The following is a 25,308-nucleotide window of genomic DNA, read 5'->3' on the forward strand; positions in this document are numbered from 1 at the left end:
GTTAAAATAAGTTGTAGGTTAATGATATTCTTCCGTTGATTCCTGGTTCAGATTGCCAATAAAGATATGAGCCATAATTTGCTCCAGAATATAAATATTTATCGAGTAGATTGTTTATGTTTAAACCAACGCGCCATTTATCATTTTTCCAAGTTACAGCACCATCCATTCTAAAGTAGTCTGGTAAATCAGATTTTTGATCGGCTCCAGCCCATGCCCAAGTTGACCTGTCTACTTGATGTTGAAATCCTAACGATACACCAAATCCTTTTAATTTGGTATTTTCATTAAAATCATAGGTAAACCATCCATTTGTTATATGCTTTGCATGACCAGCGATACGTTTACCTTGTGAATCTTCAACATTGGTATTGGCATAGTTTAAGATTAAACTTACTTGGTCAGTAATTTTACCTTGAAGGTCAAACTCAAAACCTTTAGATATTATCTCACTTTCAGGAAAAATATATGGTTCTGAAGTTATTGGATTTATTTCTTTACTTGTTAATGCTAAATTATTTTTAGTAATTTGATAATAGCTAATGGTACTTTTTAATTTATTATTAAATAAATTACTTTTTAATCCAGCTTCGTATATAATTCCTTCAACAGGATCAAAAACAGTACCTGGTTTTACATTTTTAGGATCTACATTATTTGGTAAAAAAGATTTATCGAATAATCCGTAAGCTGTTAATTGAGGTAATATATCAATACTTAAACCAATTCTAGGGGTGATTTTATCAATACTTTTACTTTTTATAGGATCTAGTAATGTATATCTAGCTGCTAGGGTTAGTCTTATTTTATCATCTAACATACTTACCTGATCTTGTAGATAATAGGAGCGAATATTTTTACCATATTTGTAGGATGCCATTTCTTTAAAATTCTTATAATCTCTATTAAATTTCACTTTAGGTAGGGAGCTATAAGTTGGATTATTTAAATTAAAAGTATTCATAGGAGTTATACTTTTGTCAAATAATCCCCAGTATCTTTTTTCTGAGAAATCAAAACCTCCTAATATTTTATGAGCAATATTTCCTGTTGAAAACTTACCATTTATATATACTTGAAAATAATTACCTTCTGATTTAGCGTCAGATTTACTTGCAGACAATTGTACATTTCCATTCGGATTTATTTCTTTAATCCAATATGATGCTCCTTCTTGTTTGTAATCCATCATTACATATTTTACCTCGGCAGACCAATTGCTATTAAAATTATGTGTTAATCTATTTAATAGGCTTACTTCTGTCATATTGGATTGCGGGAAATTTTCACCGATCATTGAAAAATTTTGATCTAAACTAGCATATCCTTTCTCTGGAGTATTAAATACATAAGCATTACCTATATAATCATTAACTTTCTGTAATGAATATTCGGTTAAAAAATTTGTTTTAGGTGTTATTTGATAGGACAAAGCGGGAGCTATTCCAAATCTAGTACCTGATTTTTGATGATTTCTATGAGTTCCTCGTGATTGGTACATTACATTTAATCGATATAAGAATCGTTCATCATTACTAATTTTTCCACCAAAATCTACAGCACCTCTATAAGTATCTTGCGTGCCTGTTTGTAGCGAAATTTTTCCAGTTTTCTTTGACGTAGGTTTTTTTGTTACGACATTGTATAATCCTCCTGGTTCACCTGCCGACAACATGAAAGCAGAAGGACCTTTTACGAATTCAATTTTATCGACCATAAACATATCTTCTGATAGTGGTCCCCATGAATCTTGTATATTTACACCGTTTCTAAAGGCGGGTAATCTAAAACCACGCATTTTTAGGTTTGCGAAATTTCCCCAGTGTTCAACATTGGTAACACCACTAACATTTTTAAAAGGTGCATCTAGCATATTTGCAATCATCTGTGATTCTAAAATTTCATCACTTACAACTTGTATGTTTTGCGGGATTTTTTGGATACTATTTTGTAATCGTAGTGAAGAAGAGGTTACTTTTGTTTTATCTCTTTTTCCCTGAATATGAATTACACTTAGTTCGTTACTATTTTCATTTAATTTAATAGGAGGTAGTATTTTACTCGTAGATTTCATCGTAAATTTTACTTCCTTATTTTTATAACCTAACATAGATACGACAAGCGTATGTTGTCCTTTGGTTATGCTGTTAATTTGAAAATGTCCCTTGTTATTTGTTGTAGTACCTTTTTGGGTACCTTTTAGTATCACATTTACATCTTCTAAAGGATTATTGTTGTTCCCTATTATTTTTCCACTTACTTGAGCAAATGAACTTGCGATATATATGTAAGAAACGATTAATGTTAAAAATATTTTCATTTTATTTAGATTTAATAAATTTTAAAGACGCAAAAGTATCTACTTGTTATTGAATTAAAAAGTTTATTTAGATTAATTTTAAATAAAATTTTAAAACTATTTGAATTCTAAGCAGATATAATGTTTTTTTAATTTGGTATATTTGTGTAAGGTTGATTAAAATTAAATGCATAGAATGGAAGTACAAGATATTACACTAAAAATAACTGATCGAGAAGGCGTTTTACACGAAGTTATTGCACCTACCGATATGGCAATGAATTTAATGGAAGTTATCCGTTCTTATGAATTAGCCCCTGAAGGAACGATTGGAATTTGTGGCGGAATGGCGATGTGTGCTTCCTGTCAATGTTATGTGAAGTCGGCACATGAATTGCCTGAAATGGGCGATGATGAAGATGCTATGCTTGCCGAAGCTTTTCATGTAGAAGATAATAGCCGTTTAGGTTGCCAATTACCAATAAGACCCGAAATGGATGGTTTAGAAATTGAATTAGCTCCTGAGAGTTAAAATATATAATCAAAATAGATGTCGACAAAAGTATTTAGCCCAGAGGAAATAGTGCATCAAACATTACAGTCGAGTGTTAAAAAAGTTAAAAAACCATTTATAACAAGTTTTTTATTAGGTGTTTTGGCAGGTGCTTTTATTGGTTTAGGAGCGTTATTTTATACGATTGTTAAGGCTGATGAAACGTATAGTTTTGCTACCAAACAAATTTTGGGAGGTTTTGTATTTTCATTGGGATTAATTTTGGTCGTTATTGCAGGAGCAGAATTATTTACAGGAAATAATTTAATTGCAATTGCTTGGGCAGAAAAGAAAGTTTCTACCAAAGAAATGATGCGTAATTGGGCTATTATTTTCTTTAGTAATATGATTGGTGCGTTAAGTTTAGCGGTTATGGTTTATTTTTCAGGGCATCTTGATATGAATCATGGAGCAATAGCAGAAACGTATCTAAAAATGGCAGATGCAAAATGTGGATTGCCTTTTATGACGGCTTTTTTTAGAGGAATGCTATGTAATATTCTGGTATGTCTTGGTGTTTGGATGGCAATGGGCGGAAAAACAATTACTGATAAAATTTTAGCGATTGTATTTCCGATTACTTTATTTGTCGCGGCAGGTTTTGAACATAGTATTGCTAATTTATTCATCATTCCAGTAGGTTTGTTGATTAAAACTTTTAGTGATGTTCAAATTACTACACACTTTTTAAGTGTTTCAGGAATGTTAAAAAATCTGATTCCTGTTATTTTAGGAAATATTATCGGAGGAAGTGTTTTAGTTGGATTAATGTATCATTTTATCTTTTTAAAAAATAAAAAATAATCTTATTTTACTTCGTTTTAACCAAACGAATCATCATCTATAAAATAATTCAAAAAATAAAAAACTCTGATGTTACATCAGAGTTTTTTGCATTAGAAAAATAATTCAAATTAAAAATGAGAGACAAATAACGGGGTTGTATTTATTTGACACTACAAATATATTTATTAAAAAGTGAACAACAAACTTTATTTAGATTAATTTTAAATTAAAAAAATATTTGATTTTTAACAAGATATATTGTTTTTTAAATTTGGTATATTTGTGAAAATACATTTAATTTTTTTGATAAAATCCAAAATCATTATAACTGATTTTTCGAATAATTAAGTCATGATTTAGAAGGTATCTTTAAAATATTAAATAGCTTAAAAAATTGTCGTTAAATTTTAATTCAATCATTAAAAGTTATGCCATTTTATCATAAATTAGGAAAAATACCACCAAAACGTCATACGCAATTTCGCAAAGAAGACGGAACGTTGTATTACGAACAACTATTTGGAACTATTGGTTTTGACGGAATGTCTACCAATTCTTATCATGAACACAGACCAACTATGGTCAAAGAAATACGTAAACAATACTCTGTAAAGCCTAAAATAGCCAAGGCAAATAATATACAATCGTATCGCTTTCGCGGATTTCAAGTACCGCCAGAAAATGATTATCTAGAAAGTAGAAAAATCGTTTTAACAAATACTGATTGCAACATTATTTTATCAGCTCCAAAAACATCAACAAAAGAATATTTTTATAAAAATACAGATGCCGATGAGGTAATTTTCATCCATAAAGGGACAGGGAAATTACGTACCATGTTAGGAAATATCAACTTTAAATATGGCGATTATTTAGTAATTCCAAGAGGGATTATTTACAAATTAGATTTTGATGATGAAAATAACAGACTTTTTATTGTTGAATCTTATTCGCCTGTTTACACGCCAAAACGATACAGAAATCATTTTGGACAATTATTAGAACACGCTCCTTTTTGTGAACGAGATTTAAGAAGACCAGAAGAATTAGAAACCTATAATGAGTTAGGCGATTTTTTAATCAAAGTAAAAAAACAAGGCGAAATTATAGAAATGATTTACGCTTCGCATCCTTTTGATGTGGTTGGTTACGATGGTTATAATTATCCGTATGCATTTTCAATTCACGATTTTGAACCTATCACAGGTCGCATTCATCAACCGCCGCCAGTGCATCAAACTTTTGAAACGAATGCCTTTGTAATTTGCAGTTTCGTGCCTCGTTTGTACGATTATCATCCAAACGCAATTCCTGCACCTTACAATCATAGCAATATCGATTCTGATGAGGTTTTGTATTATGTTGATGGCGATTTTATGAGCAGAAATGATATCGACCAAGGACATATTTCTTTACATCCTTCAGGAATTCCTCACGGACCACATCCAGGAGCAACCGAAAGAAGTATCGGACACACAGAAACCGAAGAATTAGCCGTTATGGTTGATACTTTTAAACCCTTAAAAATTACGGAAGAAGCCATGAAAATTGCTGATGAAAATTATTATAAATCGTGGTTAGAACACTAAAATCAGATTTATTAAAATAATTATTAGAAGCTAATCCTGCTTTCACTACTCGCTTTTTTTAAGAAAAATAAAAAAGAGCTCAAACAAACCGTTCAATCAGGGCTAAACTAATTTACCAAGTTTAGTGTTAATTTAATAATTTATCATCTTTAAAAAGATATTATCTATAAAAAAAACAAAGATTTTACAGGTTTTAAAAATCTGTTAAGCTTCAAAAAAAACAGAACAAAATGGCAAAAGAAGTAACATCAGTAAATTACGGTTTAGAAAAAATATTTGAAGGTGCACAAGATTTTTTGCCACTTTTAGGAACAGATTATGTAGAGTTTTATGTAGGAAATGCAAAACAAGCGGCACATTTTTACAAAACAGCTTTTGGTTTTCAGTCGCATGCATATAAAGGTTTAGAAACAGGTTCGAAAGATTCTGTAAGTTATGTATTAAAACAAGATAAGATTCGTTTAGTTTTAACATCACCATTAAATAGTAAATCATCAATAAACGATCATATTGTAAAACATGGCGATGGTGTAAAAATAGTTGCACTTTGGGTTGATGATGCAAGAAAATCGTATGAAGAAACCATCAAAAGAGGTGCAAAATCATATTTAGAGCCAACCGTAGAAAAAGATGAACATGGTGAAGTAATTCGTGCAGGTATCTATACTTATGGCGAAACAGTTCATATATTTGTCGAACGAAAAAATTATAAAGGCGTATTTTTGCCAGCATTTACAGAATGGGAATCAGATTATAACCCGCCAAGTGCAGGTTTAAAATATATCGACCATATGGTTGGAAATGTTGGTTGGAATCAAATGGACGTTTGGGTAAAATGGTACGAAGATGTTATGGGATTTGTAAACTTTTTATCTTTTGATGACAAGCAAATTCATACCGAATATTCTGCTTTAATGAGTAAAGTAATGAGTAACGGAAATGGGCGAATTAAATTTCCTATTAACGAACCAGCAAAAGCAGCAAAACGTTCACAAATTGAAGAGTATTTAGATTTTTACGAAGGTGAAGGAGTACAACACATTGCCGTTGCTACCGATGATATTATTAAAACAGTATCACAATTAAAAGCAAACGGAATAGAATTTTTACCACCACCACCACAAGCATATTATGATGGAATTCCTGAGCGTTTAGGAGAACATATGAGTATGATGAAAGAAGATATTTCTAAGTTACAAGAATTATCAATAATGATTGATGCCGATGAAGAAGGGTATTTATTACAAATTTTCACAAAACCAGTAGAAGATCGCCCAACATTATTTTTTGAAATAATTCAACGAATGGGCGCTAAAGGTTTTGGAGCAGGTAATTTTAAAGCCTTATTTGAATCAATAGAAAGAGAACAATCAAAAAGAGGAACGTTATAATTATTCTAATTATAATATAGATAAATTAAGAGCCATTATAATAAGTTAAACAGCTTATTTTAATGGTTCTTTTAATACTAATTTTTATATAAAATATAAAAATGAATAAAGAAGAAATTTTAAAAGCAATAGAAGAAAAATATAAAAAATTAGATATTCCATTAGAAACAATGCTCGAAGGATTGCTTCATAGTAGTCCAATAACCTATTGGGATTATATTCAAACCGATGCTTTATTAGGATTACAAATTCCTAGAACAATAGAAAAAGATGAGATGGTTTTTATCATGTATCATCAAGTAAATGAGTTATTGTTTAAAATGATTTTATGGGAACTAGATCAAATTGCCCTTACAAAAGATGCGATTACTGCCGAAAAATTTTCGAAACATTTAATGCGTGTTAGTAATTATTTTGACATGCTTTGCAATTCTTTTAACGTAATGCAAGATGGAATGGATATTGATCAATATTTGAAATTTCGAACTGCTTTAACGCCTGCAAGTGGTTTTCAAAGCGCACAATATCGTCAAATAGAATTTGCATCCACAGAAATTATTAACTTGATAGATGCACGATATAGAGCTACTTTTGATATCGATGCTTCACTTGAAAATACCTATAATCATTTGTATTGGCAAGCAGCAGGAGTAAACCATGAAACAGGAGAAAAATCAACTTTAATTAAATTATTTGAAAAAAAATATAAAAAAGAGTTTATTGATTCGATAGAAAATTATAAAAATTGTAATCTTTCTAAAAAATTTAAAGAATTACCTAAAGAAGTACAACAAAGTGACGAACTGATACAAGCAATGCGTCATTACGATTATACCGTAAATATAAAATGGGTGATGGCTCATTACGATGCGGCAGGAAAATATTTAGGTGGTGGCGATAAAGATTTAGAAGCTACTGGAGGAAGTAATTGGCGTAAATATATGCATCCTAAATATCAACGAAGAATATTTTTCCCTAATTTATGGAGCGAAGAAGAGTTAAAAAATTGGGGTGTTTTTTAAGCTAAAAATATAAAATAGATATAAAAAGCCTGTTTAAATTTAAACAGGCTTTTTTTGGAACAATATTTGTTTTACTTATATAAAATATAAGTTTTAATATTATGAAAAAGAATATCATATTTATTTGCCTGTTATTTTGTAGTCTGCTTACTTTTAGTCAAAAGAATCAAGAAAATCAACAAAAAATACCCGCCTTTAAACACGGAGAATGGCTGAAATTTAAAATGAGCTATAGCGGATTCCTAAAAGCAGGAAACGCAACCTTATCCTTACATGAAAAAACAATACAAAATAAACCCGTTTTTCATGCAATTGGAAAAGGATGGACTACAGGAATGATAAAATGGTTTTTTAAAGTTGAAGATAAATATCAATCGTATTTTGATAAAAAATCAGGAAAACCATACCTCTTTAAACGAAAAATAAACGAAGGAGGACATCAAAAAAATAAACAAATTAGCTTTAATCAACAAAAAAATACCGCACATATTCAAGATTTTATCAAACAAAAAGATACCATCATTCCTGCCGTAAATGTACAAGATATGATTTCTTCATTCTATTTTTTGAGAAGTTACAACACCAAAAACATGAAAAAAGGCGAAGAAATAGAAATTGATATGTTTTTTGATAATAAAAGTTATCCATTCAAATTACGTTTTTTAGGAAATGAAATCGTAAAAACAAAATTTGGAAAAATAAAAACTCAAAAATTTAGACCTATCGTACAAGCAGGACGCGTATTTAAAGCCCAAGAAAGCGTTACCATCTGGATAACTGCCGATAAAAATAAAATACCCGTAAAAATAAATGCTTCTTTATCGGTAGGTTCTCTAAGAGCTGAGTTGGATCAATACAAAGGCTTGGCAAATCCTTTTGACCTTGTTTTAAATTAATAGTAAATAAGTTGTTTACTTATTGTTAAAGTGCAATAATCAAAACTTTTTATTTGTATTTTTGCGAGCAAACTTAATTCTAAACAACTTTTTTTGAAAAAATATAGTCTCCTCCTTTTTTCTGTTTTTTTAATGATTAGTATTTTTTTTTCTTGTAAAAAAGAAGAAAAATCAACCATTAAAAAAACAATACAAATTGAAAAACCAGCATCAATCTATGCATACGGTTTTAATTTAGATAATTTTAAAATGATTAATGACACCATAAAAAATGGTGAAAGTTTTGGGGCTATTTTAGACCGTCATCATGTGATGTATCCTAAAATTAATGAAATAGCTACCACTATTAAAGATACTTTTGATGTGAGGCGTATTCGTTCAGGAAAAAAATATACCGTACTTACTTCCAACGATTCCCTACAAAAAGCACGAATATTTATCTACAAACACAATAAAGTAGATGCCACGATTATCAATTTTAATGATTCCATCATTTCAGCTTATAAAGTTCGTGAAAAAATAAAAACAATCGAAAAACAGGTTGCAGGAGAAATTCTATCAAATTTATCGGTAACGATGGATAGCTTAGGATTAAGCGCCAATTTAACCAATACCGTTGCCGATATATACGCATGGACACTCGATTTTTATAGATTACAAAAAGGAGATCATTTTAAATTAATTTATGAAGAAAAATTTATAAATGATAGCATTTTTGTTGGATATGGAAAGGTAAAAGCTGCTGTTTTTAATCATAAAGGAGAAGATTTATATGCCTATCAATTTGTAGGTGATTCGATAACTAAAGTACCCGAATTTTATAACGAAAAAGGAGAAATGTTGCGTAGAGCATTTTTAAAATCACCTATTAAATTTCAATATCGTATTTCATCACGTTATAATTTAAGACGAAAAATAGCCCTTTACGGAAGAGTTCGACCACATAAAGGAACTGATTTTGCTGCAAAATATGGAACACCTATCATGACTACTTCAAGTGGAACTGTAATTGCTTCTGCAAGGCGTGGAGGGAATGGGAATTATGTAAAAGTAAAACACAATGATACCTACACAACGCAATATTTACACATGAAACGCCGAAATGTACAAGTAGGAGATTATGTAAGACAAGGTGATATTATAGGATTTGTAGGAATGACAGGAAATACTAGCGGTCCTCATGTTTGTTATCGATTTTGGAAAAATGGTAAACAAGTTGATCCTTTTAAACAAAAACTTCCCACTGCAGCACCTTTAAAGCCTAAAATTAAGCCGATATTTATGGAGTATATTGCCCCATTAAAAAAACAATTAGAACGTATACAGTTGCCTGCAAAAACACCAATTTCGAGTCCTATTATTGCTGTGAAATCAAGTAGTACCATTGTTGAAAAATAATTATTAACCGTACATTTATTATGCCTTTACAGAACATTAATCCAACTAAAACAGAAGCCTGGAAAAAATTAACGAATCATTTTAGTGAGGCTGAAAAGTATGAGTTAAAAACACTTTTTCGTAATGATAAACAACGAAAAGAACGCTTCTCTGTTCAATTAGAAGAACTAAAACTTGATTTTTCTAAAAATCATATTACCCAAAAAACACTCGATTTATTAATCTCCTTAGCCAAAGAAACCAAACTAAAAGATGCCATAAATCAATGCTTTTCTGGAGCTAAAATTAATGTAACTGAAGAAAGAGCCGTACTACATACCGCTTTAAGAAGCAATTCTGATATCCCCATTTTTGTCGATGGAGAAGATATCAAACCTAAAATACAAGCTTGCCTAAAAAAAATGAAATCCTTTAGTAAAAAAGTGATTTCTGAAAAATGGAAAGGCTATACCGGAAAACCAATTACCGATATTGTAAATATAGGTGTGGGAGGTTCCGATTTAGGACCAAGCATGGTTGTACAAGGATTACAGTTTTATCGAAATAGATTAAACTCTCATTTTGTATCTAATATTGATGGCGATCATGTATACGAAATTTTAAGCAAGTTACACTCTGAAACTACTTTGTTTATAATCGTGTCAAAGTCTTTTACAACCGATGAAACCATCACTAATGCAACCACTATTAGAAATTGGTTCTTAAAATCAGCAGAAGTTACTGATATTGCCAAACATTTTGTCGCCGTATCTTCTAATATCGACCAAGCAATTGATTTCGGTATCCGTAAAAAAAATATTTTCCCAATGTGGAACTGGGTTGGAGGACGCTTCTCTTTATGGTCAGCTGTCGGATTATCAATTAGCCTTGCCGTCGGTTTCGACAACTTTAAAGAACTCTTAAACGGCGCAGAAAAAGTTGATAATCACTTTAAAACAGCCGATTTTCATGAAAATATTCCCGTAATTTTAGGTGTATTAAGTATCTGGTCTAACAATTTTTTTAAATCAGAAACCGAAGCAATTTTACCTTATAACCAATATTTATGCAAACTTCCTGCCTATTTACAACAAGCAATTATGGAAAGTAACGGGAAAAGTGTCGATAGAGGAGGAAATCAAATCAAGTATCAAACATGTGGCGTTATTTGGGGAGGAGCTGGTACCGATATTCAACATGCTTTTATGCAATTACTGCATCAAGGAACAAAATTAATTCCTGCCGATTTTATCGGTTTTGAAGAACCATTACACGGATTAACAATCCAACATGAAAAATTAATGGCAAACTATTATGCCCAAATGGAAGCCTTGGCATACGGAAAAACCAAAGAAGAAATTCATCTAGAATTAAAAACTCAAAATAAAGCAGCTCAAATAAATAAATTATTACCCTATAAAGTGTTTGAAGGAAACAGACCAAGTAACGCAATTACACTAAAAAAATTAACGCCTAAATCCTTAGGAATGCTCATCGCAACCTACGAACATAAAATTTTTACACAAGGAGTTATTTGGAATATCTATTCTTTTGACCAATTCGGTGTAGAGCTTGGTAAAGAACTTGCTAAAAAATTATTAATTAATGAATAATTTAACGCTTTAAATATCAATATTCCTGTTAATTTAGTTAAGGAACTCTTAAAAACCTTAACATTAAGTTAATATTAGCACGATGTAAATGGAAGACCTTTGTCGCTGAATTTAATAATATAACTATTAATAATATTAATGATGAAGAATTTAACAAACCTAGTATTAATGCTACTGTTCTTTGTAACAGCGACAGTTTTAGGACAAACAAAACTTAGAGGTTCCGTAATTGATGAAACAGGACAACCATTACCTGGAGCTAGTATTCTTGTAAAAGGAACTGCCAATGGAACTGCTACCGATTTTGACGGTAAATTTGTAGTAAATACAAAACTAAAATCAGGAGTTATTATAGTGTCTTTTATTGGATATGTTACTAAACAAATTACGTATTCAGCTTCAAAAAGTAATGTAGGAACTATTAAATTAGCTCCTTCTAATGTTTTAGATGAAATTGTAATCACTGGAAAAGGTGTTTTAGATATCGCTAAAGAAAGAGAAACGCCAGTAGCTGTTTCTACAATTAGAGCTTCAGAGATTCAAGAAAAAATGGGAAATCAAGAATTTCCTGAAATATTAAAAGCAACTCCTTCTGTATATGCTACAAAATCTTCAGGTGGTTTTGGAGATTCTAGAATTAATGTAAGAGGATTTGATCAAACAAATACTGCGATTATCATCAACGGACAACCCGTAAATGATATGGAAAATGGAAAAGTATATTGGTCTAACTGGTCTGGTTTGCAAGATGTTGCTTCAGGAGTACAAATTCAAAGAGGTTTAGGAGCTTCTAAATTAGCCGTTCCTTCTGTGGGAGGTACAATTAATGTGATAACCAAAGCTGCTGATAAAAAAGAAGGCGGTTTTGCTAAATTTTCTACAGCAAATGATAATTACTTTAAAAGTGTTGTCGGATACAATACAGGATTAAGTGAAAAAGGTTGGGCATTTAGTGCTTTGTTTGGAGCATGGCAAGGTGATGGATATGTTGACGGAACTAAAGGAGAAGGAAATACTTACTTTTTAGCTGTAGGATATAAGCCATCTGATGAACATTCATTTAATTTCTCTTTAACAGGATCAAGCCAATGGCATAACCAAAGATCAGCTTCATTAACTTTAGAAGATCAATTAAATTTTGGAACAAAATATAACGCCGATTGGGGATATTTAAACGGAAGAGAATATTCTTTTAGAAGAAATTTCTATAACAAACCGATTGCATCGTTAAACTGGGATTGGGATATTAATGATAATTTAGGATTATCTACTGTTGCCTACGGTTCTTGGGGACGTGGTGGTGGAACAGGTTCTAGAGGTAGAAACTTCGAAATTTATCCTTACAATAAATCAATTTCTGATGACGTATTAAATCCAAAAGGAAATCAATTAGATTATAGAAATGCTACAACAGGACTTATCGATTTTGATGGAATTGTTGCGAATAATAAATCAATAACTTCTTATACAGGAAATAATAAATTCTATAAAGGATTAAAAATAGGAACAAATAATAAATATTCTAAAGTAGATGGTATTAGCGATAATGTTGCTATTAGAAGATCGTCAATTAATTCTCATGACTGGTACGGAGTAATTTCTAACTTGAAATATGATATTACTGAAGAATTATCTTTTGGTGTTGGTGTCGATTATAGAAAATATACAGGATACCACTACAGAGTTGTAAACGATTTATTAGGATTAGATGGTTATGTAAGTGTCGCTAATAAAAATAAAAATACCACTTTTGATGATAAAGGTAAACCAGTATATGGTGTATTTGTTTCAGGAACTTCTGATGCAAGTCCTTTTGCTAATATCGTAGATTCTCCTAAAATTGGATACTACAATATCGGTAAAGTTGATTGGTTAGGTACTAACGGAATTTTAGAGTATAAAAATGATGAAATATCTGGAGTATTACAAGCTGGATTATCAAATCAAAAATACCAACGAATAGATTATTTTGCCTATTCAGAAGCGAATGCAGAAAGTGAAAAAGAAGATATTTTAGGAGGATACGTAAAAGGTGGACTTAATTATAATATCAACGAAGAACATAACGTATTTGCAAACGCAGGACTTATTAAAAGACAACCAAAATTTGATGCCGTTTTTCCAAATTTTTCGAATACTGTAAACGAAGATTTAGATAACGAAACAATTTCTTCTTTTGAATTAGGATACGGATTTAAATCGGAATTTGTAACGGCTTCTGTAAACTTATACAGAACTTCTTGGAAAGATAGATGGTTAACAAGAGGAGTTGATTTAGGAGCAGGAGTTTCAGGTACTGCTAATTTTGATGGTATTGAGCAATTACATTCTGGTGCAGAATTAGAAGTAACAGTTCGACCAATCGAAAAACTAAAAGTGAAAGGATCATTTTCTTATGGAGATTGGATTTATAAAGACAATGTAACATCGACCGTTTTTGATGATAATCAACAAAAAATTGGAGAATCAACGTTATATCTTAAAGATGTAAAAGTTGGAGATGCAGCACAAATGACCGCAAGTTTAGGACTTACGTATGAAATCCTTGAAAACTTTAAAGTAGATACGGATTGGAATTATGCAGGTAATTTATACGCAGACTTTTCTCCTATAGATGAAGAGTTTGAAAAACCAGAAAATAAGGGTGCTATAGAGTTACCTAATTATAATTTATTTGATGCGGGAGTTTCTTATAAAGTGAATTTTGATGACAAACACGCTTTATCATTTAGAGTAAATGTAAATAATGTTTTTGACACAAAATATATTTCAGAATCGAAAACAAACATTCATGAAAGAGAAGGTTCAGTACTTAATGATGGTATTGATGTTCAAAATCAAGTATGGTTCGGATTTGGAAGAACTTGGAATGCTTCTGTTAGATTTAGTTTCTAATAATAAATTTTATTAAATAGTAAACAAAATAAGATTATTAAAAACCACCTCAATCGAGGTGGTTTTTTTATGCATAAAATTCACTAAATTTGTCAGTAACAAAAAAGGACATAAAAACTAACAAGAACTAACAAAAATTAAACAAGTATATTATGATTAAAGTATTACACTCTTATTGGGCATATATAGTGGTCGGAATATTAATTTATACAGTGGTCAATGCCATTGTAGGATTGGTACAGAAAAAAGAATTTACTCATAAAGAATTTCGTTTAGGGTTATTCAGTTTGATAACCACACATATTCAATTATTACTAGGATTTGTGGTGTATTTTATGGGCGGTTTTCAAGGCGGATTAAGCCAAATGAAAGATGCTCCTGTAAGATTATTAGCTTTAGAACATCCTTTAATGATGATAATTGCGATTGTATTAATTACCGTTGGTTGGTCAAAACATAAGAAACAAGTAAAAAGTGAAGACAAATTTAAAACCTTTGCTATTTTTTACGGAATCGCATTATTGCTGATTTTATCAAGGATTCCTTGGAGTAATTGGATTTAATTCGTTTTAATTGAAATATATAGTCCCGCTTTCGCGGGATTTTTTATTTTTGTATACTATTAAAAAGATACTAATGAAGTTTTTAAGTTATATTATATCGGCAATATTTGCAGTAGTTTTCTTTTCATTACTACTAATTTTTCATCCATTACAATGGTTGGGCTTAAAATTATTTGGTCAAAAAGGACATCAACAGGTCGTGAATATTATGAATTGGTTTTTAATTAAATCATTATTAATTTTAGGAATCCGAGTGGATGTGGAAAATGAGCATGATTTACCAGAAAATACTACTTTAATATTTGTGTCGAATCATCAAAGTACGTTTGATATATCACCAATTATTTGGTATTTTAGAAAGCACAATCCGAAGTTTGTTTCCAAAAAAGAATTAGGAAAAGGAATCCCAAGTATTTCCTTTAATTTAAGACACGGAGGCGCCGCCTTAATCGATAGAAAAGATTCAAGACAAGCATTAACCGAATTGGCAAATTTTTCCAAAAGAATAGCTAAAAATAACTGGTCTGCTGCTATTTTTCCTGAAGGAACACGAAGTAGAAATGGCGAACCAAAATCATTTTCGCCTAATGGTTTAAAAATGATAACAAAACACAATCCTGAAGCTTACATTGTGCCATTAACGATTAATAATTCATGGAAAGTATTTAAATATGGTAAATTCCCACTAGGTTTAGGAAGTCCTATCAAAATAAAAACACACAAGCCAATAAAAGTAAACAGTTTACCGTTTAATGAGTTAGCAATCAGTGTAGAAAAAACGATTAAAGAAGCAATCGATTGCTAAAAATAGAAACAAAACAAACAACAATAAACACCTATAGTATGTCAATACAAAATATCCGAAAGGAAGTAATGAAAACGTTGGAAAAAAATATCGATACTTTTGTTGATAAATTTTTAATACCAGCAGAGAAAATTTGGCAACCAACCGATTTTTTACCAAACTCACAAAAAGATACTTTTATCGCAGAAGTAGAAGAAATTAGAGAATTATCGAAAGAATTAGACGATGATTTTTGGGTCGTTTTAGTAGGCGATACCATTACCGAAGAAGCCTTACCAACCTATGAATCTTGGTTATTGGATTTAGATGGCGTTACCCAACATCCCGATAACGGATGGGCAAAATGGATTCGTGCTTGGACAGCTGAAGAAAACCGTCATGGTGATGTGTTGAATAAATATTTATACCTTTCAGGACGTGTAAATATGCGTGAAGTAGAAATTACGACACAGCATTTAATTACCGATGGTTTTGATATTGGAACGGCAAGTGATCCGTATAAAAACTTCGTATATACGAGTTTTCAAGAATTAGCGACCTATATTTCACACTTAAATGTAGGGAAAATAGCCAGAGAAAAAGGGCATAAATCGTTGGCAAAAATGTCTCGAATTATCGCTGGAGATGAAATGCGTCATCACTTGGCATATACCGAATTTATCAAGCAAATTTTTGCGATTGATCCAAGCGAAATGATGTTGGCTTTTCAACATATGATGAAGCATAAAATCGTGATGCCAGCGTATCATTTAAGACATTCTTTTGAAGCAAAAGGAAGTTTATTTGACGATTTTTCAACTGTTGCACAAAGAGTTGGTGTTTATACAGGTTTTGATTATGTTGATATTATCAGAAAATTAAATACCGCTTGGGAGATTGATAAAATTACAGGATTAACGCCAGAAGCTGAAAAAGCCCGTGATTATTTAATGAAATTACCCGATAGAATGTATCGAATTACCGAACGTATGACAATTCCTGATACAAAGTTCAATTTTAAATGGATGATTCCAGCATAATAAATAAAAAAAATACTAGAAAAAGCAATCTTAGGATTGCTTTTTTTATGTAAAAAATATCAAGAAAATTAGTCAAAAATAAATGTATCTTTATCGTTTAAAAATCCAAATTTACGACGGATTTTATCTTGTTTATTTTTATCTATTTCAATAAGTAAAGAAACTTCTTCGCCTGTATTATTTTTAACAATACATTTTCCTTGGCTATCATAACTAACCGAATTTCCGTTGTATTGATGTCTGTTTTCGTCTGTTCCAACCCGATTTACGCCAATGGTATAACTCATGTTTTCAATGGCACGTGCTTTTAATAAACTATCCCAAGCATCAATTCTTGAACTCGGCCAACTAGCAACATATAATAAGATATCATAATTTTCCTGATTTCTTGCCCATGCAGGAAAACGCACATCATAACAAATTAAAGGACAAATTTTCCAACCTTTATACGTTATAATTTTTTTCTGATGTCCTGCTGTAAAAACTTTTTGTTCATCAGCGAGGGTAAATAAATGTTTTTTATCATAAAAATCTATTTTTTGAGAAGGATGTACAAATAATAATCGGTTAAAATAAAGTGAATTTTCGCCTTTTTCTTTGATAATAATACTTCCTGTAATAGCACAATTTTTTTCTTTTGCTATTTTTAGCATCCAATTCACCGTATCACCATTCATTGTCTCGGCTAAATGATTTGCTTTGATGCTAAAACCCGTGGTAAACATTTCGGGTAAAATAATCAAGTCGATATCCGAAGAAAGTTTGTTTATTTTTTCTTGGAAATGTAGCCTGTTTATTGTTGGATTTTCCCAAATAATATCCGATTGAATCAGTGCTATTTTAAGTGTATTGTGAGTCGTCATTATTTAAAAAATGAAGTGATTATTCTTCTCAAAAATAAGATAAAATTTGTACTTTGGATTGATTAAAAAAACCGCTATGAATTCCTTTATTTCTGAAACCTTAGAAACCATTTTAAAAACGACAAAATCCTTTGAAAATGTGGTTTTTGTACTTCCATCGCAAAGAGCGGGAGTTTTTGTAAAACAATCTTTTAAAGATAAAATTTTAGCAGGTTTTTTACCTGAAATTCTGAATATTGGAAATTTTGTAGAAGAAATTTCAGAATTAAAGAAAGCTGATGCTGTTCAATTATTATTTCATTTTTATACGATTTATAAAGAAGTTGAACAGCATCCTGTTTCGTTTGATGTTTTTTCGACTTGGGCATTTACTGTGTTACAAGATTTTAATGAAATCGACCAACATTTAATTGATCCGACTAAAATTTTCGTGTATCTGCGAGATATTCATCGCTTAGAAAAATGGTCGGTAAAAGGAGAATTTAAAGAAACCGAACTCATCAAAGACCATTTCTCTTTTATAGAACGATTAGAAAAATTTTACACTATTTTTTATCAATTTTTATTGGAAAATAAAATAGGATATCAAGGTGTTTTGTATCGAGAAGCAACGAAGAAAGTAGCGAGTTTTATCGAAAAAAATCAAGATAAAAAATATTTTTTCATCGGATTTAATGCCTTAAATACTGCCGAAGAATTTTTATTTCAAGAATTTTTATCCGCAGGAAATGCCAACGTATATTGGGATGTTGATAAAACATTTTACCAAGGAAGTCATCAAGCGGGAAGTTTTTTAAGAAAATATAAAAAAAACTGGAAATACTATGAAAAAAGCACCAAAAATGAGCTAGAAACTATCAAAAATTATTTTGCAACACCTAAAAATATAGAAGTAATTGGCGCTTCAAAAAATATAACGCAAATAAAACACGCTGGTGAAATTTTATCAAAATTACCAAATTATAACAATACCGCTTTAGTATTGGCTGATGAAACGCTCTTGCCAATTACCTTAAATTCACTACCCGAAAGTGTTAAAGCCATCAATATTACCATGGGATATCCGCTAAAAGATATTCCGACAACAAGCTTGATTTTTGCTATTTTTCAATTATTTATCAATCAAGAAAAATTACAGAAAAAAGACGTAAATGCATTTTATCATAAAGATATTATTCGGTTTGTAAAAGATCCTGCAATTTATAAAATTCTGCAAATTGATGCCCTTGAAAATATTGCCGATACCATCGCTTTGAATATTGTTCAAGAAAATAATACCTTTATAAATAATGCCAAAATAGCTGTTTTTTTCGAAGGATTAGCTCCCGAAATACAACAAATTATGGCAGAAATGTTTAAACCATTTACTACAATTTCCGAATTTTTAGCGCGAATTTTAGCATTAATCAGTGTTTTAAAAGATAAAGCAACCGATTTAGAAAAAGAATATTTATTCCGATTTTATACCGCATTTATGCAATTACAAACCTTGCATATCGAATTTAATTATGTACAAGATTTAAAAACATTACATCAATTTTTTAAACAATTAATACAATCTGAGAGTTTGTCTTTTCAAGGAGAACCTTTGCAAGGATTGCAATTAATGGGTGTTTTAGAAACTCGTATGTTAGACTTCGAAAATGTAATTATTACCTCGGTAAATGAAGGCGTATTACCCGCAAGTAGTCAGCAAAATACGTTCATTCCTTTTGATGTGAAAATAGAATTCGGATTGCCTACTCATAATGAAAAAGAGGCACTTTTTTCGTATCATTTTTTTAGATTATTGCAACGTGCCAAAAATATTTTTATCCTATATAATACCGAACACGATGTTTTTGGAAGCGGTGAAAAAAGTCGTTTTGTAACCCAATTGGAAATGATGCGAACCGATATTATTCAAAAAACAATCAGTCCGAAATTAGTTACAGCGCCTGTTGAATTAAAGGAAATTAAGAAAGATCAAAAAATAGTAGCTTCTTTACAAGAACTTGCCAAAAAAGGTATTTCTCCATCGGCTTTAACTACTTATTTATACAATCCGATAGCATTTTATAAACAGAAAATTTTAAATATTAGCGAGTTTGAAAATGTAGAAGAAACCATCGCAACAAATACCATGGGAACGGTTGTTCATGATGCACTAAAAGAATTATACAAACCCTTTGTCGGACAGTTTTTAACCGCTGAAAATGTAGCGACAATGCAAGGAAAAACACCCAAAGTAGTAACGTATTATTTTTCAAAACACTTTAAAAATGGTGCTATTTCAACAGGAAAAAATAGGTTGATTTTTGAAGTTGCCAATCGTTTTGTATTGAACTTTTTATCAAAAGAAAAAAAAATAGTTCAAGATGAAAATAATCAACTAAAAATTATCGCAACCGAACAGTATTTAAGTGCCGAAATAAATGTAGAAGGCATCGATTTTCCCATAAAAATACACGGACAAGTCGATAGAATAGACCAATTAAATGGTACACTTCGAATCATCGATTATAAAACAGGACTTGTTGATGCATCAAAATTAAAACTGACTGATTTTGAAAATTTAAGAGATTTAAAATATCATAAAGCCATTCAAGTAATGCTATATGCGTTTTTGTTCACTCAAAATAAACAACTTAGTGCTTTAGAAACTTCAAATAATTTTGAAGCAGGTGTTATATCGTTTAAAAACTTGAAAAGTGGATTTTTAAATATGAATTTTTCACCTAAAAAAGGTGGCGTAGATAATGAAATAACTCCCGAAAGATTAGCCGATTTTATGGATGAAATAAACGAATTTTTAAAAGAAATATTCAATATTGATATTCCTTTTATTGAACCCGCCGATTTGCCATATTAAAAGAATATATCTTGATTAAGGATGCGCATTTACCCAAACTTCCCCATCTTCGAAATATTCTTTTTTCCAAATAGGAACGGTTTCTTTTAAGGTATCAATAGCGAATTGACAGGCATCAAAAGCAGCTTGTCTGTGGGGCGATGAAACCGTAATAATTACAGGAATATCCTGTATTTGTAACAAGCCTTCCGCATGATGAATCGCAATTTTTTTAATGCTAAATTTTGTAAGTGCTAAATCAGCAATTTTTTGCATTTCCTTAATTGCCATCGGTTTATAAGTTGAAAAATCTAACTGAGTAACCTTTTTATGTTGTGTTGAATCTCGAACTGTTCCTACAAAACAAGCAATTCCACCACAAGTATCATCAACTACAAAATTATAACATTCTTGTAAATTTAATGTGTCAGAAGTAATTTTGATAAAAGTGGTATTCATAAAATTAAAATATCTTTAAAATAAGAAAAATAAGAAAAATAATAAAAAATAATAAAAAAAAGTAAAAGGAGGTAAAAGTAACAAATATATACGTTTATTCCTTCAAATTCTATAAAGCTTCTATAAACGAATCGGATTTAAATAATTATTTTTGTAAATAACAAAACACAGCAAACAACACCTCAAAAAATAGATAAAAAAATATGAAAACACTAAACGATTTTAATTTCAAAAATAAAAAAGCCTTAATTCGTGTAGATTTTAATGTCCCTTTAAATGATGCATTTGAAGTAACAGATGCAACTAGAATTCAAGCAGCAAAATCAACAATTATTAAAGTTTTAGAAGATGCTGGAAGTTGTGTGTTAATGTCGCATTTAGGAAGACCGAAAGGCAAAGAAGAAGCATTCTCATTGCGTCATATTGTTGCTGAAGTAACCAAAATTTTAGGCGTTAAAGTTAAGTTTGTGAACGATTGTATTGGCGATAAAGTTCAACAAGCAGTTGCCAATTTACAAAATGGAGAAATCTTATTATTAGAAAATTTACGTTTTTATTCAGAAGAAAAAGCAGGAGATATTGCCTTTGCTGAAAAGTTATCAAAATGGGGTGATATTTATGTAAATGATGCCTTTGGAACGGCACACAGAGCGCATGCTTCAACAGCAATTATCGCACAATTTTTTCAAGAAAATAAATGTTTTGGAAATTTATTATCAACAGAAATAGAAAGCATTAATAAAGTTTTAAATGATGCAGAAAAACCTGTAACAGCTATTTTAGGAGGCGCAAAAGTATCGTCTAAAATCGGAGTTATTGAAAATATTATCGAAAAAGTAGACCACATTATTGTTGGTGGTGGAATGACTTTTACGTTTATCAAAGCTCTAGGTGGAAACATTGGAAATTCATTAGTTGAAGATGATAAATTAAGTTTAGCATTGGCTATTTTGAAATTAGCAAAAGAAAAAAATACCGAAATACACTTGCCTGTTGATGCCGTAATTGCCGATGCTTTTTCGAATGATGCAAATACGCAAATTGTAGATACTACAAAAATTCCTGATGGTTGGATGGGACTTGATTGTGGACCAAAAACATCAGAAAAATTTGCTGAAGTAATCGCTAAATCTAAAACCATTTTATGGAACGGTCCTTTAGGTGTTTTTGAATTGGATAATTTTTCAAAAGGAACGATTGAACTCGGAAATGCTATTGCAAAAGCAACTGAAAATGGGGCGTTTTCTTTAGTTGGAGGAGGAGATTCTGTAGCCGCTGTAAAACAGTTTGGTTTTGGTGATAAAGTAAGTTACGTATCCACAGGAGGAGGCGCAATGTTAGAAATGTTAGAAGGAAAAACATTACCCGGAATTGAAGCGATTTTAAAATAAGCTATCTTTTTAAGAGCCTGTTTAAATTTCATCTGAAAGAAAAAAATCACTCGAACTGACAGATTCTTTAAAATTTAAACAGGCTCTGAAATATAGTCGAAAAAATAGAATGCTAATTAAATTGATAAAATGAAATACACAACACTACCAAATACCAATGTAAAAGTTTCTAAAATTTGTTTAGGAACCATGACTTGGGGAAATCAGAATACAGAAAATGATGGACACGAACAAATGGATTATGCTTTAGAACAAGGCGTAAATTTCTTTGATACTGCCGAATTGTATGCTGTTCCAGCAAGTCCTGAAACTTATGGAACTACTGAAAAAATAATCGGTTCTTGGTTTAAGAAAACAGGAAATCGTGATAAAGTAGTGTTGGCAAGTAAAATTGCTGGAGGCGGAGATTATACTAAACATATTCGTACTGGCGGATTTACAAGACAAAATATTATTGATGCCGTTGAAGGAAGTTTAGGTCGTTTGCAAACCGATTATCTAGATTTGTATCAATTACATTGGCCTTCTCGTGGCGTAAACTGTTTTGGTGTGCGTGATTATCCGTATCAAACATCAGCAAAAGAAGCCGAAAATCATGTAGAAATCTTAGAAACTTTACATGATTTAATACAACAAGGAAAGATAAAACATATTGGTTTATCCAACGAAACGCCTTGGGGAACAATGCAATATTTGCAAACCTCAGAAGAACATAATTTACCAAAAATGAGTACCGTTCAAAATTCATATTCCTTAATTCATAGAGGATACGAAGTTGGAATGAGTGAAGTTTCAATGCGTGAAAATATTGGTTTATTAGCCTATTCTCCACTAGCACAAGGTGTTTTATCAGGGAAATATTTAGATGGAAAACATCCCGAAGGAGCAAGAGGAACGCTCTTTCCACGTTTTATAGCACGTTATATGAACGAAGGTTCGTTAAAAGCAGTTTCCGAATATTTGAAAATTGCCCAAAAATATGATTTAACACTTGCTGAATTATCATTAGCATATATCAACCAATTACCGTTTGTGACCAGTAATATTATCGGTGCAACAAAAATGAGTCAGTTGAAAGAAAATATCAATTCTATAAATATTGATTTATCCGAAGAAATTTTAAATGAAATTGAAGCAGTACACGCATTAATTCCAAATCCTGCTCCATAACTGCACAATAAATTTTTTAAGATTTTTGAGAATATTTTTTAAAAATTTCTAAAATATAAAAAGATGATTTCAGTACAAGAGGCAAAAGAGATAATACGACAAAATACGTTGGATTTTGGAACAGAAGAAATTCCTTTTATGGAATCTGTTGGACGAATTTTAAAAGAAGATATTCTTGCCGATAGAGATTTCCCTCCTTTCAATCGGGTTGCTATGGACGGAATTGCCATCAATTATATTCATTTTAAAAATGGAGAACGTACTTTTAAAATTGAAGGAATTCAACCTGCAGGAAGCGTACAATTAACCCTGAAAAATTCAGCAAATTGCATTGAAGTAATGACGGGCGCTGTGTTGCCAAATAATTGCAATACCGTAATAAGATATGAAGATGTTCTTCTCGAAAATGGAATTGCAAAAATTACTATTGATACAATTAATGCAAATCAAAATGTACATCCGAAAGGAAAAGATAACGTAGAAAACGATGTTTTAATTCATAAAAACAGCCTTATTTCTCCTGCCGAAATCGGCGTAATTGCTACGGTAGGAAAATCAACTGTAAAAGTAGCAAAACAGCCTAAAGTAATGATTATTTCTACTGGTGATGAATTAGTTGATGTACATGAAAATCCGCTAGAGTATCAAATTAGAAAATCGAATGTTTATACCTTGGTTTCCTTATTAAAGGAATTACATATTCCTTCAGAAATTGTTCATATTACAGATAGTAAATCAATTTTAAAAGAAAAAATAAGCAACTATTTACAAGAATACGATGTACTATTATGTAGCGGTGCAGTTAGTAAAGGTAAATTTGATTTTTTACCCGAAGTATTTGCTGAATTAGGTGTTAATAAATTATTTCATAAAGTAGCGCAACGCCCAGGAAAACCTTTCTGGTTCGGACGCATAGCGTCTTTAGGTATTAGTGAGCAGGATGTTTATCCAAAACTTAAAAAAAATGATGCAATTGTCTTTGCTTTTCCTGGAAATCCAATTGCTACTTTTGTAAATTGTTTGGTTTATTTTTATGATTGGTATTATAAATCAATCGGAAATAAAGAAGATAAACAATTTGCTGTTCTTTCTGAAAATATTATTTTTAAACCCAATCTTACGTACTTTTTACAAGTTAAATTAGAAAACGTAAACGGACAAATACTAGCAACTCCAATAAAAGCAAATGGCTCAGCTGATTTAGCGAGTTTGGTAAATGCTGATGGTTTTATTGAAATTCCTAAAACAGAAAATACCGAGTTTAAAAAAGGAGATTTATTTCCTTTGATTAGATATAAAAAATAAAATAATGAGCAATTTCACCCATATAAATGAGCAGAATCAACCTAAAATGGTCAATGTTTCTGATAAAAAAATCACGAAACGAACGGCAATTGCAAAAGCTACGATGTTTTTAGGTTCAGAAATTATTGCTCATTTTAAAAATGATGATGTAATCACCAAAAAAGGACCTGTTTTTCAAACGGCAATTATTGCAGGTATTCAAGCGGTAAAAAAAACGTCAGATATTATTCCCATGTGTCATCCTTTATTAATTAACGGCGTAGATATTAACATCAATATTATTGATAATGAACATTTAGAAGTGTTTTGTAAAGTTACTATCGAAGGAAAAACTGGCGTGGAAATGGAAGCTTTAACAGGCGCATCGGCAACTTGTTTGACCATTTATGATATGTGTAAGGCGATCAATCAAAAAATGATTATTAAAGAAATAAAGTTGCTAGAAAAAACTGGTGGTAAATCTGATATTAAAAGCGCTTAAA

At 30.9% G+C, this 25,308-nt stretch carries 20 protein-coding genes; 17 read left to right on the forward strand and 3 right to left on the reverse strand.

The genetic code is table 11. The features are described 5' to 3' along the window. Nucleotide 1 precedes the first annotated feature (1 nt). A complete protein-coding gene (locus L0U77_RS03340; RefSeq protein ID WP_233900732.1) occupies nt 2-2,320 on the reverse strand; it encodes a carboxypeptidase-like regulatory domain-containing protein in 2,319 nt (772 codons plus the stop codon). Between the two features lie 175 nt (nt 2,321-2,495). Between L0U77_RS03340 and L0U77_RS03345 the strand changes: the two genes are divergently transcribed. From L0U77_RS03345 to L0U77_RS03400, 12 genes are all read left to right on the forward strand, one after another. Beyond that, the gene (locus L0U77_RS03345; RefSeq protein ID WP_101918450.1) at nt 2,496-2,831 is read left to right on the forward strand and encodes a 2Fe-2S iron-sulfur cluster-binding family protein; all 336 of its coding nucleotides are present in this window, start codon (nt 2,496-2,498) and stop codon (nt 2,829-2,831) included. An 18-nt stretch (nt 2,832-2,849) separates the two neighbouring features. Next, on the forward strand, nt 2,850-3,656 hold the full coding sequence (locus L0U77_RS03350) for a formate/nitrite transporter family protein (protein ID WP_233898647.1): 807 nt from the start codon (nt 2,850-2,852) through the stop codon (nt 3,654-3,656). 410 nt (nt 3,657-4,066) lie between these two features. Further along, complete coding sequence (locus L0U77_RS03355) at nt 4,067-5,227, forward strand: homogentisate 1,2-dioxygenase (RefSeq protein WP_233898646.1); 1,161 nt, start codon at nt 4,067-4,069, stop codon at nt 5,225-5,227. Between the two features lie 230 nt (nt 5,228-5,457). Further along, nucleotides 5,458-6,618 (forward strand): 4-hydroxyphenylpyruvate dioxygenase, encoded by a 1,161-nt coding sequence (gene hppD / locus L0U77_RS03360; protein ID WP_233900733.1) that lies wholly within the window; start codon nt 5,458-5,460, stop codon nt 6,616-6,618. Nucleotides 6,619-6,719: 101 nt separating this feature from the next. Next, nucleotides 6,720-7,640, forward strand: coding sequence for a tryptophan 2,3-dioxygenase family protein (locus tag L0U77_RS03365; RefSeq protein WP_233899940.1), 921 nt, complete (start codon nt 6,720-6,722; stop codon nt 7,638-7,640). A 101-nt stretch (nt 7,641-7,741) separates the two neighbouring features. After that, nucleotides 7,742-8,536 (forward strand): DUF3108 domain-containing protein, encoded by a 795-nt coding sequence (locus L0U77_RS03370; RefSeq protein ID WP_233883126.1) that lies wholly within the window; start codon nt 7,742-7,744, stop codon nt 8,534-8,536. 132 nt (nt 8,537-8,668) lie between these two features. Then, nucleotides 8,669-9,934, forward strand: coding sequence for a peptidoglycan DD-metalloendopeptidase family protein (locus L0U77_RS03375; protein ID WP_233883119.1), 1,266 nt, complete (start codon nt 8,669-8,671; stop codon nt 9,932-9,934). Nucleotides 9,935-9,954: 20 nt separating this feature from the next. After that, nucleotides 9,955-11,526: a glucose-6-phosphate isomerase gene (gene pgi, locus L0U77_RS03380; protein ID WP_233900734.1), complete on the forward strand. Its 1,572-nt coding sequence runs from the start codon at nt 9,955-9,957 to the stop codon at nt 11,524-11,526. 138 nt (nt 11,527-11,664) lie between these two features. Then, nucleotides 11,665-14,421: a TonB-dependent receptor gene (locus tag L0U77_RS03385; RefSeq protein WP_338126506.1), complete on the forward strand. Its 2,757-nt coding sequence runs from the start codon at nt 11,665-11,667 to the stop codon at nt 14,419-14,421. Between the two features lie 155 nt (nt 14,422-14,576). Then, the gene (locus L0U77_RS03390) at nt 14,577-14,984 is read left to right on the forward strand and encodes a hypothetical protein (protein ID WP_101918663.1); all 408 of its coding nucleotides are present in this window, start codon (nt 14,577-14,579) and stop codon (nt 14,982-14,984) included. Between the two features lie 73 nt (nt 14,985-15,057). Further along, complete coding sequence (locus tag L0U77_RS03395; RefSeq protein ID WP_233883116.1) at nt 15,058-15,789, forward strand: lysophospholipid acyltransferase family protein; 732 nt, start codon at nt 15,058-15,060, stop codon at nt 15,787-15,789. Between the two features lie 38 nt (nt 15,790-15,827). Further along, nucleotides 15,828-16,808, forward strand: a complete 981-nt coding sequence (locus L0U77_RS03400) for an acyl-ACP desaturase (RefSeq protein WP_101918440.1) — start codon at nt 15,828-15,830, stop codon at nt 16,806-16,808. Between the two features lie 68 nt (nt 16,809-16,876). Here the strand turns inward: L0U77_RS03400 and L0U77_RS03405 are convergent, their stop codons facing one another. Beyond that, the gene (locus L0U77_RS03405) at nt 16,877-17,671 is read right to left on the reverse strand and encodes an amidohydrolase (protein WP_233900735.1); all 795 of its coding nucleotides are present in this window, start codon (nt 17,669-17,671) and stop codon (nt 16,877-16,879) included. Between the two features lie 76 nt (nt 17,672-17,747). On the opposite strand from L0U77_RS03405, the gene L0U77_RS03410 reads away from it, so the two are divergent. Next, on the forward strand, nt 17,748-20,522 hold the full coding sequence (locus L0U77_RS03410; protein WP_233900736.1) for a PD-(D/E)XK nuclease family protein: 2,775 nt from the start codon (nt 17,748-17,750) through the stop codon (nt 20,520-20,522). Between the two features lie 15 nt (nt 20,523-20,537). On the opposite strand, the gene L0U77_RS03415 is transcribed toward L0U77_RS03410, so the two are convergent. Next, nucleotides 20,538-20,960, reverse strand: coding sequence for a molybdenum cofactor biosynthesis protein MoaE (locus tag L0U77_RS03415; RefSeq protein WP_101918437.1), 423 nt, complete (start codon nt 20,958-20,960; stop codon nt 20,538-20,540). A 203-nt stretch (nt 20,961-21,163) separates the two neighbouring features. On the opposite strand from L0U77_RS03415, the gene L0U77_RS03420 reads away from it, so the two are divergent. From L0U77_RS03420 to moaC, 4 genes are all read left to right on the forward strand, one after another. Then, nucleotides 21,164-22,351 carry a phosphoglycerate kinase gene (locus L0U77_RS03420; protein ID WP_233900737.1) on the forward strand — a complete coding sequence of 396 codons (1,188 nt, stop codon included), beginning with the start codon at nt 21,164-21,166 and terminating at the stop codon, nt 22,349-22,351. Between the two features lie 129 nt (nt 22,352-22,480). After that, entirely contained in the window at nt 22,481-23,521 is a 1,041-nt protein-coding gene (locus L0U77_RS03425) for an aldo/keto reductase (protein WP_233900738.1), read from the forward strand. Between the two features lie 63 nt (nt 23,522-23,584). Beyond that, entirely contained in the window at nt 23,585-24,826 is a 1,242-nt protein-coding gene (locus tag L0U77_RS03430) for a molybdopterin molybdotransferase MoeA (RefSeq protein WP_233900739.1), read from the forward strand. A 4-nt stretch (nt 24,827-24,830) separates the two neighbouring features. Continuing rightward, nucleotides 24,831-25,307: a cyclic pyranopterin monophosphate synthase MoaC gene (gene moaC / locus L0U77_RS03435; RefSeq protein ID WP_233883106.1), complete on the forward strand. Its 477-nt coding sequence runs from the start codon at nt 24,831-24,833 to the stop codon at nt 25,305-25,307. Nucleotide 25,308 lies beyond the last annotated feature (1 nt).

This window comes from Tenacibaculum piscium (assembly GCF_021390715.1).
GTDB classification, from domain to species: Bacteria; Bacteroidota; Bacteroidia; order Flavobacteriales; family Flavobacteriaceae; genus Polaribacter; species Polaribacter piscius.

What these genes read in the sequence shown, in the direction of transcription:
- L0U77_RS03340 (WP_233900732.1), bottom strand. Translation starts at nt 2,320, where the DNA reads ATGAAAATATTTTTAACATTAATCGTTTCTTACATATATATCGCAAGT.
- L0U77_RS03345 (WP_101918450.1), top strand. Translation starts at nt 2,496, where the DNA reads ATGGAAGTACAAGATATTACACTAAAAATAACTGATCGAGAAGGCGTT.
- L0U77_RS03350 (WP_233898647.1), top strand. Translation starts at nt 2,850, where the DNA reads ATGTCGACAAAAGTATTTAGCCCAGAGGAAATAGTGCATCAAACATTA.
- L0U77_RS03355 (WP_233898646.1), top strand. Translation starts at nt 4,067, where the DNA reads ATGCCATTTTATCATAAATTAGGAAAAATACCACCAAAACGTCATACG.
- hppD (WP_233900733.1), top strand. Translation starts at nt 5,458, where the DNA reads ATGGCAAAAGAAGTAACATCAGTAAATTACGGTTTAGAAAAAATATTT.
- L0U77_RS03365 (WP_233899940.1), top strand. Translation starts at nt 6,720, where the DNA reads ATGAATAAAGAAGAAATTTTAAAAGCAATAGAAGAAAAATATAAAAAA.
- L0U77_RS03370 (WP_233883126.1), top strand. Translation starts at nt 7,742, where the DNA reads ATGAAAAAGAATATCATATTTATTTGCCTGTTATTTTGTAGTCTGCTT.
- L0U77_RS03375 (WP_233883119.1), top strand. Translation starts at nt 8,669, where the DNA reads ATGATTAGTATTTTTTTTTCTTGTAAAAAAGAAGAAAAATCAACCATT.
- pgi (WP_233900734.1), top strand. Translation starts at nt 9,955, where the DNA reads ATGCCTTTACAGAACATTAATCCAACTAAAACAGAAGCCTGGAAAAAA.
- L0U77_RS03385 (WP_338126506.1), top strand. Translation starts at nt 11,665, where the DNA reads ATGATGAAGAATTTAACAAACCTAGTATTAATGCTACTGTTCTTTGTA.
- L0U77_RS03395 (WP_233883116.1), top strand. Translation starts at nt 15,058, where the DNA reads ATGAAGTTTTTAAGTTATATTATATCGGCAATATTTGCAGTAGTTTTC.
- L0U77_RS03400 (WP_101918440.1), top strand. Translation starts at nt 15,828, where the DNA reads ATGTCAATACAAAATATCCGAAAGGAAGTAATGAAAACGTTGGAAAAA.
- L0U77_RS03405 (WP_233900735.1), bottom strand. Translation starts at nt 17,671, where the DNA reads ATGACGACTCACAATACACTTAAAATAGCACTGATTCAATCGGATATT.
- L0U77_RS03410 (WP_233900736.1), top strand. Translation starts at nt 17,748, where the DNA reads ATGAATTCCTTTATTTCTGAAACCTTAGAAACCATTTTAAAAACGACA.
- L0U77_RS03415 (WP_101918437.1), bottom strand. Translation starts at nt 20,960, where the DNA reads ATGAATACCACTTTTATCAAAATTACTTCTGACACATTAAATTTACAA.
- L0U77_RS03420 (WP_233900737.1), top strand. Translation starts at nt 21,164, where the DNA reads ATGAAAACACTAAACGATTTTAATTTCAAAAATAAAAAAGCCTTAATT.
- L0U77_RS03425 (WP_233900738.1), top strand. Translation starts at nt 22,481, where the DNA reads ATGAAATACACAACACTACCAAATACCAATGTAAAAGTTTCTAAAATT.
- L0U77_RS03430 (WP_233900739.1), top strand. Translation starts at nt 23,585, where the DNA reads ATGATTTCAGTACAAGAGGCAAAAGAGATAATACGACAAAATACGTTG.
- moaC (WP_233883106.1), top strand. Translation starts at nt 24,831, where the DNA reads ATGAGCAATTTCACCCATATAAATGAGCAGAATCAACCTAAAATGGTC.